This window comes from Corynebacterium sp. HS2168-gen11 (genome assembly GCF_024834075.1).
GTDB lineage: Bacteria > Actinomycetota > Actinomycetes > Mycobacteriales > Mycobacteriaceae > Corynebacterium.
The window spans coordinates 15,827-31,095 of the sequence record NZ_JANUXR010000004.1 but is presented as its reverse complement, the minus strand read 5'-3'; the positions used below and the strand labels follow the sequence as shown (position 1 = coordinate 31,095).

11 protein-coding genes are annotated in these 15,269 nt (G+C 51.2%); 4 read left to right on the top strand and 7 right to left on the bottom strand.

Translation table 11 applies throughout. The annotated features are described in order from the left end of the window. The first annotated feature begins 111 nt into the window (after positions 1–111). Both NXS99_RS03790 and NXS99_RS03785 read left to right on the top strand, forming a co-directional pair. The gene (locus NXS99_RS03790; RefSeq protein WP_259287342.1) at positions 112–1,047 is read left to right on the top strand and encodes a ParA family protein; all 936 of its coding nucleotides are present in this window, start codon (positions 112–114) and stop codon (positions 1,045–1,047) included. 62 nt (positions 1,048–1,109) lie between these two features. Next, on the top strand, positions 1,110–2,132 hold the full coding sequence (locus NXS99_RS03785; protein ID WP_259287341.1) for a ParB/RepB/Spo0J family partition protein: 1,023 nt from the start codon (positions 1,110–1,112) through the stop codon (positions 2,130–2,132). 430 nt (positions 2,133–2,562) lie between these two features. On the opposite strand, the gene NXS99_RS03780 is transcribed toward NXS99_RS03785, so the two are convergent. From NXS99_RS03780 to NXS99_RS03765, 4 genes are all read right to left on the bottom strand, one after another. Next, the gene (locus NXS99_RS03780) at positions 2,563–3,741 is read right to left on the bottom strand and encodes an N-acetylmuramoyl-L-alanine amidase (protein WP_259287340.1); all 1,179 of its coding nucleotides are present in this window, start codon (positions 3,739–3,741) and stop codon (positions 2,563–2,565) included. A gap of 116 nt (positions 3,742–3,857) precedes the next feature. Further along, positions 3,858–4,181, bottom strand: coding sequence for a thioredoxin (trxA, locus tag NXS99_RS03775; RefSeq protein ID WP_259287339.1), 324 nt, complete (start codon positions 4,179–4,181; stop codon positions 3,858–3,860). Between the two features lie 48 nt (positions 4,182–4,229). After that, positions 4,230–5,159: a thioredoxin-disulfide reductase gene (gene trxB / locus NXS99_RS03770; protein WP_259287338.1), complete on the bottom strand. Its 930-nt coding sequence runs from the start codon at positions 5,157–5,159 to the stop codon at positions 4,230–4,232. A 131-nt stretch (positions 5,160–5,290) separates the two neighbouring features. Continuing rightward, positions 5,291–5,902 carry an RNA polymerase sigma factor gene (locus tag NXS99_RS03765; protein WP_259287337.1) on the bottom strand — a complete coding sequence of 204 codons (612 nt, stop codon included), beginning with the start codon at positions 5,900–5,902 and terminating at the stop codon, positions 5,291–5,293. A gap of 166 nt (positions 5,903–6,068) precedes the next feature. Here NXS99_RS03765 and NXS99_RS03760 point away from each other — a divergent pair, with 166 nt between their 5' ends. Beyond that, entirely contained in the window at positions 6,069–6,326 is a 258-nt protein-coding gene (locus tag NXS99_RS03760) for a hypothetical protein (protein ID WP_259287336.1), read from the top strand. Between the two features lie 170 nt (positions 6,327–6,496). Here the strand turns inward: NXS99_RS03760 and murJ are convergent, their stop codons facing one another. From murJ to NXS99_RS03745, 3 genes are all read right to left on the bottom strand, one after another. Then, on the bottom strand, positions 6,497–9,832 hold the full coding sequence (gene murJ / locus NXS99_RS03755) for a murein biosynthesis integral membrane protein MurJ (RefSeq protein WP_259287335.1): 3,336 nt from the start codon (positions 9,830–9,832) through the stop codon (positions 6,497–6,499). A 157-nt stretch (positions 9,833–9,989) separates the two neighbouring features. Next, complete coding sequence (locus NXS99_RS03750; RefSeq protein ID WP_259287334.1) at positions 9,990–12,449, bottom strand: hypothetical protein; 2,460 nt, start codon at positions 12,447–12,449, stop codon at positions 9,990–9,992. Then, complete coding sequence (locus tag NXS99_RS03745; RefSeq protein WP_259287333.1) at positions 12,446–13,699, bottom strand: NUDIX domain-containing protein; 1,254 nt, start codon at positions 13,697–13,699, stop codon at positions 12,446–12,448. The genes NXS99_RS03750 and NXS99_RS03745 overlap by 4 nt, the downstream gene beginning before the upstream one ends. 128 nt (positions 13,700–13,827) lie before the next feature. Between NXS99_RS03745 and NXS99_RS03740 the strand changes: the two genes are divergently transcribed. Beyond that, a complete protein-coding gene (locus tag NXS99_RS03740) occupies positions 13,828–15,264 on the top strand; it encodes a CCA tRNA nucleotidyltransferase (RefSeq protein WP_396124814.1) in 1,437 nt (478 codons plus the stop codon). Positions 15,265–15,269 lie beyond the last annotated feature (5 nt).

Genomic DNA, 15,269 nt, shown 5'->3' with positions numbered 1-15,269 from the left:
GCAGCCTGCGCAGTTGCGAATGTGTGGCTAAGCGCGCGGGAACCCACTAGAGTTGTCGATAGCGTATGTGTTGTGAACCCTGGAAGGACAAGGCGAAGGTAAACGGTGGTCATGGAAGAAACATATTGGGATGATACCCCTATTGCAGCAGCTGCACGGCTTGCTGCCAAAGTGCTGACCCCAAATGCACTTTCACTGCCACGTCCAGCAGCTACGCGTAAGATTACGATTTCGAACCAAAAAGGTGGCGTTGGTAAAACCACGTCGTCGGTCAATTTAGCTGCAGGTTTGGCATTAAGTGGGCTAAAAGTATTGGTAATCGATCTTGATCCACAAGGCAATGCGTCTACCGCACTTGGTGTCGAACATCGCGCTGGTACCCCATCGAGCTATGAGATGTTGATCGGTACCTGCACAGCCGAGCAGGCGATTCAGCAATCAACCGCCAGTGAACATCTGTTTTGTATTCCAGCAACTATCGATCTTGCCGGTGCCGAGATTGAACTGGTGTCGTTGGTGCGTCGCGAATATCGCCTTTTGGATGCGTTGCAATCGCCATTTATTCAAGATGCCGGCTTCGACTATATCTTTATCGATTGCCCGCCATCGCTGGGATTGCTCACCATTAACGCCATGACAGCGGTTGATGAGGTGTTGATTCCAATTCAGTGTGAATATTACGCACTGGAAGGCGTGGGACAGTTGTTAAATAACATCACCATGATTCGCCAGCACCTGAATCCACGTTTGCACATTTCCGCGATCTTATTAACGATGTACGATGCGCGCACCAAACTTGCCGAGCAAGTCACTGTAGAAGTGCGTGAACATTTCGGTGATGTCGTGATGCGCACGAAGATTCCACGTTCTGTGAAAATTTCGGAAGCACCAGGATATTCACAAACCGTGCTGCAATATGATCCAGGTTCACGCGGATCCTTCGCATATTTGGACGCTGCGCGTGAATTGGCAACGCGTGGCGATTATCTTCCAACTGACGAATCTTCCCCGATTGGCCACGCGCCACAGCCACCGCAATCATCGTAAAGATGCGTTGTTGAGGTATTTGTTCACTTTCGTACACTTTAGTTTGTTAAGGATCTCGTGATATGGCTTCGCAGGAAAATCGCAAAGGCGGCCTTGGTCGTGGGTTAGCATCCCTGATTACTTCCACACCAACGACTCGCATTGGCGCAGGTGCGGCAGATATTGTGTTTGGTGACTCCCCTACCCCACAGTCGGCACCACGCGATGCCAGTGGCGCGAAGATCAACCCGATCTTGGCTCAGCACATGACTGCAACTCATGAGAATACTGACCATTCCGATTTTGGTGCGAGCTATCAAGAAATCCCAATTGGTTTACTGATTCCAAACTCAAAGAATCCGCGCAAAGCCTTTGACGACGAAGAGCTCTCGGAATTAGTGCACTCCATTCGTGAATTCGGTTTGTTACAGCCAATTATCGTGCGCCCAACTGGTGATGATCGCTATGAAATCATTATGGGTGAACGCCGGTGGCGTGCATCATCAAAAGCTGGCTTAACCGCAATTCCTGCAATTGTGCGCAATACAGATGATGAAAATATGCTGCGCGACGCGCTGCTGGAAAATATTCATCGTGTGCAATTAAATCCATTGGAAGAAGCTGCTGCCTATGAACAACTCTTGGCAGAATTTAATGTCACACAACATGAATTGGCTGATCGTTTAGGACGTTCACGGCCAGTGATCACCAATATGCTGCGCTTGCTGCAATTGCCAATTTCAGTGCAACGCAAAATTGCTGCTGGTGTCTTAACCGCAGGTCATGCCCGCGCATTATTAGGCTTAAAAGCCGGTAAAGCCGCTCAAGAGCAATTAGCTGATCGCGTTGTGGCTGAAAGCATGTCAGTACGTGCCACCGAAGAAGCAGTGACGTTGTTCAATCGTGGCGAAAAGGTGGAAAAGCGGACTCGCACGAAGCAAGTCACGCCAGAGTTCTTTAGCCGTGCGGCAGAAAGCCTGGCCGATAATCTCGAAACCAAGGTTTCTGTTTCGGTTGGTAAGCGCAAGGGTAAGATCATCGTGGAATTCGGTGGTCAAGAAGATTTCGAGCGTATCTACGCGTTGCTGGCACACTCACAAGAGTAATCATCAGCTATCGTGAGAGCCATGCACGGGGGTGGGTATGGCTCTTGCAACATCACAAGTCACATATGAAGGCAACAGCGGTTGTAGGCGCTTAGAGCAGCGTATACAGGATCGTGTGTTCGGTCTTTGTGAGATACAACGCCGCGCGTGAGCAATGAAGGTGGTCACGAGAAACGGTGACAACGTCGCTAGCATGCAAGGGCTGCGGTGAAGGGCAGGGCAAGCCTCGCTAGCAACGGGAAGTAGCGCTGGCGTCCGTAGAAACTGCACGCCGCAACAACGCCGCCTAGCTTGTTTCCGTCAGTGTTGCTAATTGCAGCTGGGATCTTTTGGTACAACAATAGAGCCACACATGGTGATTATGAAAAGGCGGCACACTCCTGCGCAGATTTAGTCGTGATAGACTCGCGCGTCACTGGCTACATGCTTGCTAGTTCAGCAGTTCTTCTTTCACGAGTTCTGAGAACTTGTAGGTACCAGTTGGCTGGTCGTCTTGATCAAGGAGGTAGAGCCGTTTGACGGCAACAACAATGGCTTCTGCAATTGCATCGCGCTTGGCTGGATTCGTCAGAATTCGTACATCATGAGGATTGGTGAGATAACCAGTGACGACCTCGACACATGGCATATTCGTAATGCGGAGTAAGTCCCAGATGCGAGCATGATTGCGGCAATTGATAAGTTGGGTGCGTGCCACAATTTCTCGTTGAATAAAACCAGAGAGGAGTTCTCCGATCATGGAATAATTACCATTCTCGGAACCGAAATAAAACGTGGCCACACCTGAGGCTTTATCGTTATGGTATCGATCCGCTTGTAAACAAATCATCAGATCAGCACCAAAGGAGTTCGCAATATCGGCGCGTTCTTTCACCGATAGATTGCGGTGCTTTGGATGGGAAATAATCGTTTCCATTCCAGCAGCAATCATACGACCTTCAATACGGGTGGCAAGATCCCAGAGCAGTTCTTCTTCGGTAATTTCACCATAGATGCCCTTTACGGTCATCCCCTGGCCGCCGGTACTAATTGCTGGGTCGATGACTATACGTTTGCCAGCGAGTTGAGGACCTGCTGCGCGTACACGTTCACGTTCATGGAGCTGACCTGGTGAACCACCAGTAATACGGCGCCCAAGCAGGCTTAATGCGTGAATGGTGGTTGGTCCGCAAATACCATCAATTTCAAGGCCATAATTCAGCTGATAATTTCGCAAGGCTTCATGCGTGCGAATACCAAAATGGCCATCGACTCTATCAGGATAGAATCCGAGTTCTTGTAATTGTTTTTGGAGTTGGTAGACATCATCGCCAACCATTTCATTATTGGCTTGATAGCTTAAAACACGTGCTCCTAGATGATAGGAGGCTTCACGCAGGATATGCATGGTGGTGTCGGAGATTTCACCACTTGCAATCACGCGACGAGATTGTTGAAAAGCCTTTAGGGCGTTTTCCAAGTGAGCGTCGAAAAATTCTGCAGTGTCGTCGGCTTGCGGATCGAAAGAATACTTGTGTTCTAGTTCTGGTAAAAAGCCAAGGCGTGCGAGTGTTTCACGCACTGTAGCAACTCGTGGGTGGTGATCCCCGACTCGGAGTATGTCTGACACGCCTTAACCTTTCCTTTGCTCCAAGAAAGAATGCTGAATGTTTGTCGATAAAACAAAGATTGGCCTAAGTTTTGACGATGGTCATTTCAGCATTCGTTCAGAATCTAGGATACCAGTTACAGATGTTTTTTGAGCATTGCCACGATGTCAGATTTCGAACGACCGCCAACAAACTCGTCAACTTTCTTACCATTTTTGTAGAGTAAGACAGTTGGGATCGACATAATCTGGAACATTGCGCCAAGTTCACGCTCTTTATCAACGTCCACCTTGGCAATTTGAACCTTATCGCCCATTTCCTTGGCAATTTCGTCAAGCACTGGGCCTAATTTCTTACACGGACCACACCATGCAGCCCAAAAATCCACCAATACTAATTTGTCGGATTCGAGCACAACTGGTCGAAAAGATTTTTTGGTAACAGCAATTGGATTATTCATAGCAGCGTATGTCACTTTCAAGAATGCGTGGGAAACAATGGATGCAAATTATGACTGCAAAGAGTTGAGATAATGCTCGGCATCGATTGCACCACGGGCACCAGAACCAGCCGCAGTAATCGCCTGCTGATAGTGGCTATCAACCAAGTCCCCAATTGCGAATACGCCTGGAATGTTGGTCTTGGTGGAAGGATGCTCAACCAACACGTAGCCTGCTTCATCTACCTTGACACTATCGCGGAACATTTCAGAACGTGGATCATGGCCAATTGCCACGAACACAGCGGTGACATCCAAGTTGGATGCTTCACCGGTTACAGTGTCTTCCAGATCTACACCAGTAATGGAGGTTTCACCATTGATCTTGGTGACCTTCTTATTGGTCAAGAACGTGATCTTTTCGTTGTTACGCGCACGTTCAAGCATAATGTTGGAGGCGCGGAACTCATCGCGACGGTGCACAATGGTCACAGATTTAGCAAACTTGGTGAGGAAGATTGCTTCTTCCATCGCGGAATCGCCGCCGCCAACGACTGCAATATTATGGTCGCGGAAGAAGAAACCATCGCAAGTCGCACATGCTGAAACACCACGACCAAGCAGCTCTTGCTCGCCTTCGACACCGATATAGCGAGGTGCAGAACCGGTTGCCAGAATGACTGCCTTGGCTTCGTAGAGCTCGTCGTCTACCCAAACTTTTTTGGTTTCGCCAGTCAGATCAACCTTCGTGACAAGTTCCATTCGCAAATCGGCGCCGAAACGTTGTGCCTGCTCACGCATTTGCTCCATGAGGTCTGGACCCATAATGCCATCTTTGAATCCTGGGAAGTTTTCTACTTCGGTGGTTGTCATCAAAGAACCGCCATAGTTGAAGCCTTCAAAGACAAGTGGTTGGAGATCGGCGCGTGCTGCATATAACGCAGCGGTGTAGCCAGCTGGGCCAGAACCAATAATGATGATGTTATGAATCTCAGACATAGTTTTCCTTAGTGTGGTGATCAGAATTGCTATTCTACAGAGCAATTCATTCTCTGGGGTGTCGGTTACTAGGATAACCAGAATTTGTTGGCCATGAACTAGCGTTATATTTACTATAACGGCAATTAGCGTTACTTTATTCCATCGCGGATGCAGGCTTCATATGATGGCAACACTTCTTTTAATAAGGCGCGCGCTCGTGCTCGCCTGGATTTAATCGTGCCAGGTTGAACTCCTTGAATACGTGCGGCTTGTGGAATACTCACCCCATAAAAATCCACTAGCAACACTGCTTCGCGATAATCGTCTGGCAGAGTCTGCAATGCTTTGTGAAGTTGTTTCTTTAATGTGAAATGTTCGGCATGTCCGTGAAAAGGGTTATAACTTAAATCTAAGCGACGATCGACAGGCGTGGTGGAATCATCCAAATCAGCAGTTTCATGGCGAATCCGACGACATTGGTAGTCATAGCCTGTGTTATTGACTAATCGATAAAGCCACGTTCGAAATGATGAATCACCACGATATTTATGGAGATTTCTCATGACCTTCAACATGGAATCTTGCAAAATATCGTCAATATCGAAATGGTTTTGTGCATATTTTCGTGCAGTCCACAGCAGTACAGTGTTGTGCGGATGAATCAAACTATAAAATGCAGATGTTTGCCCTGCTAAATAGCGTGAAATCAGATCCCATTCGCGCCGTGAAACTTTCGTGCGCGTCGGAAGTGCAAGCGTCATGTTTCCCCCAAAACAAACCTGAGCCTGCACCAACGCCATGCTGCAGACTCACACCTGTCATACCGTGAAGACTATCTGTGACAGTGCCTGAAAATTTCTGGCTCCTAGTATTGATAAACTGCAGCGCCTACGAGGCAAACAATCAAGGAAACATACAAGTACCAGTTTGTCTTGCGTCCAAAATATCTGGGATCCAGCAAAATTATGGGGAAAGTGGCTGTTCATTCTCATTGTTCTTGTAATTACACTGCAGCAATATTGCACCTATTCTCGGGCAGGTCAGCACAACGGCCTTGCAGTTCTTGGCTTGACGACGCACAAGCGGTATCGCATCAGGAGGTTCGCACGTATCGTGGCAGCTTCTATGCGTTCTGAAGCTTATATCTCGGCTTGGGAACGCATTGGCGATATTTACGATACGTAGGCTAAGGACGTGCTGAGTATTGATGGAGTTGCACAAACTGTTATTCCATCGCGCTTATGATCCGTGAGACGGCGTCGTCAAGCGCAGTCATGCGGAAACAAAAACTTCCACACCAGCATGGTGAGCTGATGTGGAAGTCTGTTCGTTGCTCCTATCGTCCAGAGCGCCTATTAGAGTCGGCCGATGAGTTTAATTTCCTTAATATGGGTGTAGAGTGCCTCGCCTTCCAGCGACTCAATCACCACCAGCACCTGCCGCACTTGCGTTGGTGCTTCCAGTTCGATGATATTGCGCGAGTGCTCAAGATTTGCTTCGACCAAGATATTCTTCGCCAAAAGGTCGTTGAGGAGACTTTCGCTGGTAATACCATCTTCTTTGACAGTACCGAAAATGTGGACCTTAAACCCTGGAGTGTCAGTAATGATTTCGAGTGCATCAAGTTGATGTTCGTTGGCCAAATTGAGCAGCAGGCCTTGACCAGCTAGGGCCACCCATTCGGTTTCCAGATTATTATCGGTACCCGATTGCGCGCTGGCATTGGATTCCTTCCAACCTTGAGTTTCAACTGGTTGCAAGATCACCGGTGGGGTTGATGGCTCGGTGCTAATTGTCGCAATCGTGTCAGGCTTTAATGGGGCTTGTTCACTCTTGCTGAACAAGGAAGTCAGGTAGGCGGTGATGAGCGCGGCGATGATCACCAAAGAGGTGGCACCAACCAAGACCACGCTGGTTGCAACGCGGCTGTACCCCTTGCGGCCGAATCCTGTGCCTTGTGGACGAATTTTTACTGGAACTGTTTGGTCCTTCACCGTCCATGCTGATGCTTCTTCGAGCAATTCGGTATCGCTCTTTGGATGCAAATACGCGCGGAGGTTATCAAGCAAATTCAGTGGCTCATCCGTGAGTAGCGGCAGTAATTCTTTCGGCGCAGTTTCCTTGGAAATCACGCAGTTTAAGGCACTGCGCAACGACTTGAGATCACGTTCGTGGGAATCTTCTTCCAACACTGCCGGGAAGGCCAACACCGCAACACCATCAGTACTGATGCGAATACGTGCTCGGTTATCAATACCTAAGGTGGTGGTTTCGGTGGCTTCAATCAGTGGGGTAAATGCCAAGGTTGCGGCGGTGGCATCAACGTCGTCGCTAATAATGCGCGACAATGGTGAACCATGCACCCAGTCGGTCACAACCAGGCAGCCGTTGCGATACGCGCGAACTTCCATGCCAGATGGAATTGCAGCACTGCCGAGGTTTTGTAGCGCTAGAGTGCGCTGGGCAATTGTATCGGCAATTTCTTGGGCTTCGGCCGGAGTGCGCGGCGCTAGCGGTGGCAAACCTGAAGTATCGACGAACGTCAGGGCGACATCTTTACCAGTTTCCTTATTGCGGGCACGCCAGAAATGAGCGCCTGGAACAGAACCATGATCGACCAAGAGGCGGAAATTACCATCGGAAACTTCTGCACCTGGGACCAGTCGTGGGCCACGAACCACACCAGCTGACATTGGTGGTGGTACCGGGGTGGCATTGAAGGTGTCGTCAATATAGGTAGATTCCAACACCATGTCTTTATTGCTCAAGCCCTGTGGCTGATCTTGTTCAAGTGGTGGGATCAAGCGGCTAAATCCTGGCAAACGACGCAGCGTTTGGCCAACGAGTAATACTTCTTCCAAGCCCGAACGGGACAACACAAGGCCGGTGACAAGTAAGAAAATTACACCAGCAATGCTGGTTTGCACCAAGTAGCCCACTGAGCCGAGCGTGTCGAAGTATTCGCCTGCGAAGAAATCGGCAAGCGCGCTGATAACCCAAGCTGCCAAGCCGCCAATGGCAGAGGCCGCTAAGGCCCACATGCTGGTGTAGGCAACTTCTTTGGTTTGGAGATCACCAAGTTTGCGACGCAGCAGTTGTGAGCCAATCACAGCACCTGCCACAAAGCCGAAACCATTGGCTGCACCGAGCAGAATCACCACACGCGATGGTGAGGTTGCTGCCAGTGGTGCCAGCATTGACAAACAAATCTTGGTAGCCGTGATGCCAGCAATGATGTAGGTCGGGGTCCACGCTTGTTCACGCGCATAAAAAATTCGCAGATGTAATAACACCATGGCGTATGGCAATAAGGTGAAAGCTTCGAAGCTTAACGTCCAACCCAAAATGGTGGCTTCTGGACCATTAAATTGTCCGTACGCAAAGAGGCCACGGGCAATCCATGTGCCGAAAACAGTAAAGAATACCGCGATCGGCACCAGCGCAATATAGGTCAGTTTGGAGCCTTGTACGAGATCCCGAATAACAGCTTTGTCATCGCCTTCTGCGGCATGCCGTGAAAGACGAGGCATGATTGCGGTTAAAACAGTCACACCAATAATGCCGTATGGTACCTGCAGTAACAGCCAGGCTTGGCTATAAATAATTGGTGCGGCTTCATCGGCTTGAGATGCAATGCGGGTGGTAACAATAAGCCCTAATTGGCTAATAGCCACATAGATAATAATGGCTGCGGCCATGCCGCCAAATTGTTTCAGACGCTGGTCGATCCCCCACAGTGGGCGAAGTGAGATATTGGCGCGCTTGATATATGGCACCAAAATGAGTGCTTGTACAACGACGCCTGCGGTGGTGCCAATGCCCAGCAGCATCATATGTGGATTCCAGAGTGATCCAGCGGAATCCGGATCAAGATTCCCTGGCAGCAGCCAATATGAGCCCATAACCAGCAGCACAATAATGTTATTGACCACCGGCGCCCAGGCCCCTGGTTTGAACACATCCTTGGTGTTCAAAATCGCCATAAACAGCGCGAAAATGCCGTAGAAGAAAATCTGCGGCAGCAGCCAGTAGGCAAATCCAACCGCTTGTGGAATATTCACCTGGCCCTCGGAGTCCAGCGTGATGCGAATCAGCCACGGTGCTGCAACCACAGATACCACGGTGACCGTACCAAGAATGGTCACAGCTAAGGTAAATAATCGCCGGATAAAGGCTTCTCCCCTATCGGGGTCCTCTTTTTCAGCTCGTATGAGCACTGGAATCACCAATGAGGACAACACCGCGCCGAGCACAATTTCAGTGATCAGATTCGGCAGTGTATTGGCGGTGTTAAACGCCGATGCAATGGCACCACCTAAGGTGGCGGTAATAAACACATTGCGCAAAAAGCCAGTGATGCGACTAATGAGAGTGGCAACCGCCATCGATCCAGAGGCTTGGACCACATCTTCGTTCGACGTAGTGGCCGTTTGCGTTGCCGCTGGTTGTGTCTCAGAGGCTAAATGCGCCGGTTCCCGTTTTGTCTCAACGCTGGAGTGTGGCTGAATCGCTGGTTGAATCACGGCGGCACCAGAGGGTGCGTTGGTGGTTTTTAACGTGGAACGGTCAATATGAGATGCAGCTGCCGCGGTGTCGTGCTTGCGTACCTTCGGGACCGGCGCTGGTGGTGCCGGTGTGATGATACGTCCGCGAAGCCCTGCGGGGGTATTGGGCTGGTCGTGACCACTCACGCCATACTCTCCTTCACACTGTGACAATAAAAATGCTCAAGCAGCACAAAATTCGTACTGACAGGCATATACATAAACTTCTATTGTCCCTTGTGAAGTCTTAAATATGGAATTCGACAGGCTTTTGGGGGAAATTTCCCTTTGCCGATATGCACGCCTATGCGCGTCGATAGGCTCCTGCCTTTGCTTGACGACGCTTTTTGCGCAGGATCACTCGCCCAATCAAGGCACTCACCAATACGCCTAACACCATAGCGGCACTGCCCGATGGTCCCATTAAGCCCGATCGAGTTTGCACACCAATGGTCACCGGATCAGAAATAGCAGCCTGGTTGCGTGTGGCAAGCCAGAGGTGCAGGTCGGTACGATGCGAAGTATTGGCCAACCGGGCGGTCATTTGGATGGTGATAGAGCCCTTTGCTGGGATAAAGAGTGGATCAGGTGCGGTGATGTCACTTCCAGCAGGCCCGGTGTGCATGAGGCGGGCGTCGACAGGCAGCGGCAGGCCGTTTTGCGCCACAATCAGCAGTGGCGAGGAATCTGAAATGCGAGTGTACACATTGCCAGGTGGAACCAAGCTCACAGAATTGCGCAGCTGCTGGAGCACCGCCTCTTGTTCTTGAAGGCGGCGATGTGCTGTTGCATTGGTGTCGGCGGCGGTGAGCATGGATTGCCGGCCACTTGTGCTTAAGATGTGCAAGAGGGCATGCCGCAGTGGCGCTGTGTAGGCATACGGGCTTAGATTGATGGCCGGATCATGGATCATCAGGTGCGTGAGATTATCAATTTGGGTCGCTTGATGCTGCACGGCCAGAATATCTGCACTTGGAATTTCGGCGGGATCATCAAAAGGTGCCCCAAAACGATGCGCATCCTGGATGGTCGTCGTATCTGTAGCAAGGCGTACGGCTTCTTGTTGTTCTGGGGTGGGCTGTAAATATTCCGGCAAGCTAATCGGCAGTGCCGTTTGAGATTCCAAAATTTGGCTAATGGTATCCAGCAGTGCCGAACGATGCTGCAAGGTTACCGGTAAATTCAATAAAACAGGTTGTTGCGGATCTACGGCTTGCTGCTCACGCAATGCGAGATGAATGCTGGCTGCAGCAGTCGTCATACGCGCGTGTGGAGCGTCTTTACGCAGGTCATAACGGTGAGCGTAGTTGCTATAGCCAGGGGTAATGGGTGCTTCAGCAGCCTCTGCCAGGGTAGCATTGACCGAGCCTTGATAGGTAACCCCACGAATGCCAGTGCCAAGGGTGGTAAACCGGCCAGCTTGTGGTGCCCCCCAACTGGAATTATCAGTAATCAACGTGATGATTTCACCAGGCGATGTCAAAGATTCAGCTGTATCCCATAATTGCTCAGTTGGTGTTGGTGAAAACACGTCAGCTAGTAGCGGTGCTGTGGCCTCGGTGATATATCCTGTGGCCGGAACCACTAAATTAGGAATTGGTGGCACATGCAAAATATCGCCAACCACTCTGGCTGATTCCGATACCGCCTCACGCAACAACCAGGTATTTCCGGTTGCGGCTACTGCATTAATATCAGCATTTGCCCACGGCAAAGCCACCACACACCCATTTTGTTGGGCTAATTCTTCAGTGGTGCGCAACCATTGTGCCGCGGCTTGCGATGGCGGGAACACCTCTCCAACTGGTTCGCGGCGCGTGAACGACCACGAATCACGCAGGCGCTGTTTCTTCGACACCGAGCTTGGGCGATGCTGTGTGACGGTATATCCATGTTGTGCCATGCGCTGAACCGCGCTGAGCAAGGCTGGATCGAATGCCAAACAGGTTGCATGTTGCAGCTTTGGCGACGCTAACGTGGCTGTGCGGTAGTCGTCGAGAAGCGAGTGCAGGCGTCCACCATTGCGCAATGATTGTTCAAGGTCGGTCGAGGTTAATAACAACGCATCGGTTTCCCCAGTTTCGCCAGCAACCAGATCGACAGGTGCGGAAATTGGGTAGAGCAGGCTTAATGCAGGAAGTGGGGCGGGCGCAGGAGCGTCGTCAAGCAGTGGCTCGGGGTTGGTGACGGTGGCGTCATCAAGCGCTGCTTGCGGGTCGTGAACGGTGATTAAAAAGCGCTGGCTGGCGTAGTGTTCCCCGGTGGTGGCATTTTGCACACCAATTAAGATGGGATAGGTGCCTGGTTGATGGAAGGAAAAACTGCCTGGTAGCTGCGGGTTCGTTTGAATTGAGAGGCGATGCGTGGAAGATTGATGCGCTTGTAATGGCTGATCTATAAGCTCGGTTTCGGCATAGTAAGTAAAGGCAGATTCTGGCGCTGCCAGTAGGAAACGCCCTTGGGAAACAGTGCTCACTGGATCGGCATGCTGCGCGACAATGAGCAGATCACTGATCTCAGCATCAGCAGTATTGTCCAAGGTTAAGGTCAACGGCAAGGGTTGGTTCAACTCAAGCGTGCTTGGAATACCCGACAGGGTCAGGGATACCGCTGGCGAGGTTGCTTCGGTACGCACAGCAGGATTCGTCCATGATAAAACCGTGGTGACATCGGTCACTGCATCTTGAGCCTGTGCAATCGGGGTGGTTGTGGCCAGCGCAATGCAGCCAATCACGCCTATGGTGCGAGAAATGGCAGGTTTCATCGTGGTGTAATCCTCCCTTCGGCCAACTCCTTTTTTGCATAGATCGGTAAAAGATCGTGCGCAATACGTGCCAGTTTGCGCTCATCGGCATAAGCAAAATGTTCCATTAAAGCATTTGCTGGGATCCACGCAACTTCAGTGACTTCTGGATCTTCATCATTTAAGGTGCCATCGACATAGCGTAATAAATGATGATGCACTGTTTTATGAATCCTGGTGCCTTCAGACACAAACCAATAATCAATCACACCAAGTTTGGCAAAGACTTCCCCGCGAATACCAGTTTCTTCCCACACTTCGCGCTCGGCGGTGGCGGCAATATCTTCATGAGGTTCCACGTGACCTTTTGGCATCGACCACAACAGCCGCTGACGCCGATCAGTGCGACCAATTAAGGCTACATAAATACGCGATAAATCCACTGATCCATCAGGCTGGACTGCTTCTGCCAAACCAGAGACGACGAGTCCACCAGCTGATAGTTCGCTGGTGACCGGCATGCGTGATTCAGGGACGAACTTTGGTCGTGGTCCACGCCGTGCAGTGGTTCGTGGAGTCACCCGGGGGCGTTGTTTGGTACCGCGCGTTTCCGTGAAGCGCTCGCGACGTGAGGAGGTGTGCGCAGCAGGCTTGGGCGTAGGAACTGGACGAGGTTGGCTGCCGGTTGTGTCTTTCCCATGTGCAGGTCCTGGCTTGGCGCGGTGTTGGCTGCCCTTTTGGCTTACCGACGCAGGCGTGGCGCGGTGTTGATTTGCAGGGCCAGGTGTTGCGTGGTGTTGGCTGCCAGGCGTGGCGTTTCCAGGGATTGGGCGGCGTCCAGACGTTGCGGCAGTGCCGGTGGGCGTCGGGCGCTCGAGAGTGGCAGGTGTTGGGCGGTGGGTGCTCGCGTGAGTTGAATGACCTGTGTTGGTAGACCCTGAACGGCCAGCACTCTCCGTACTCGAGGTACTCGCGCTACCTGGGCGGGCTACATTACCCGCACTCCTCGCATTCGCAGGCGCCGGGCCCTGGCTGTCGTTGTGCGGACGTTTCGCTGCTGGTCGCTTATTCGCCAACATGCTTGGGTTTGGGGCATGACTGTTCCGCTCACGTGGCGATGCAGCCGGTGAGCTTGCAGCGGAACTGGAAGTCGTCGCTGGCGGCGGAGTGTGTGTTTCTCGCCGGTTTCGATTCCGACGACGGCGTTGTCCAGTCTCGCGCGGAGGTTGCTCATCTTGTGAGCGAGCCGGTGTGCGAGAATTTTCAGTCATCCTTGTGATGATACCTAGTTGCTGGCTTATGCGTGTGATTCAACACCATCTTGAGGGCTGAAGCGGGTGTTTGGCACGCTTTCACGGTAGACTTTGCCTCTGTGACTACCCCTGAGATTGAAACCCCAATTTTCAACATCGACACTGCCTCGACGACTGTGCAGGCAGCACTTACGCCACTCATGCAGCATTTGCTGCCGTTAGCGCAAGCATTCAACGCCCGTGGACACCATCTGTATTTAGTTGGTGGCTCGGTTCGTGATGCCCTCTTGGGGGTATTGGGCAATGATCTTGATTTCACCACTGACGCCCGTCCGAACGTGGTGATGGAGATCTTGGAAGCAACCGCCGATGTAGTCTGGGATACCGGCATTGAATTCGGTACCGTTTCGGCCGAAAAAAATGGCCAGCAGATCGAAATCACAACGTTCCGCGCTGATAGTTATGACGGTCAATCGCGCAACCCAGAGGTGCAGTTTGGCGACACTTTAGAGGGCGATCTCATCCGCCGCGATTTCCGCTGTAATGCGATGGCAGTTGAAATCACTGCGACTGGCGACATGATATTCCATGATCCAGTTGGCGGTTTGGAAGATATGGCTTTACGACGCCTTGACACGCCAGCCACACCAGAGCAAAGTTTCCACGATGATCCTTTGCGTATGCTGCGTGCCGCCAGGTTTAGTTCTCAGTTAGGATTCTCCGTTGCTCCAAGAGTGTGGACCGCGCTCGAGGAAATGGCTGGTCAGTTAAGCCGCATCACGGTTGAACGCGTGCGCGCTGAATTGGATAAGTTGATGTTGGGTCAGCAGCCTTGGGTTGGTATTGATGTACTGGTTGATTCCGGTATGGCCGCTCTTGTGTATCCAGAATTGGTGGCCTTGCGCATGACGCAGGATGAACATCAGCAGCATAAGGATGTCTATGCACATTCACTCACTGTGCTCAAGCAGGCAATGGATCAAGAAGAAGATGGTCCGGATTTGGTTTTGCGATGGGCTGCCTTGCTGCATGATATTGGCAAGCCTGAGACTCGAGCCTTTGATGAGCGCGGCAAAGTAAGTTTCCATCATCATGAGGTTGTTGGAGCAAGGATTGTTCGTCGTCGCATGCGTCATCTGCGCTATTCCAAAGCGATGGTCAATGACGTTGGACAGCTGGTGTTTTTACATATGCGTTTCCACGGTTTTGGCGAGGGCAAATGGACAGATTCAGCGGTGCGTCGATATGTGGCAGATGCCGGTAAGCTGCTCCCCCGCTTGCACAAGTTAGTGCGCGCCGATTGCACGACTCGGAATAAGCGAAAAGCAGCGCGATTACAACGTACCTATGACTATCTGCTCGAGCGCATCGACATTATTGCGGCGCAAGAAGATTTGGCAAAGGTTCGTCCTGAACTCGATGGTCATGAGATTATGCAGTTGTTGAATCTTCCGGCAGGTCCGGAAGTGGGTCAAGCGTGGTCATATTTGAAAGAGTTGCGCCTCGAACTTGGCCCGATGGATAAAGAGCTTGCCACCAAGTATTTGTTGCAGTGGTGGGACGAACGTTCAGCTGATTCCTAAAGGTG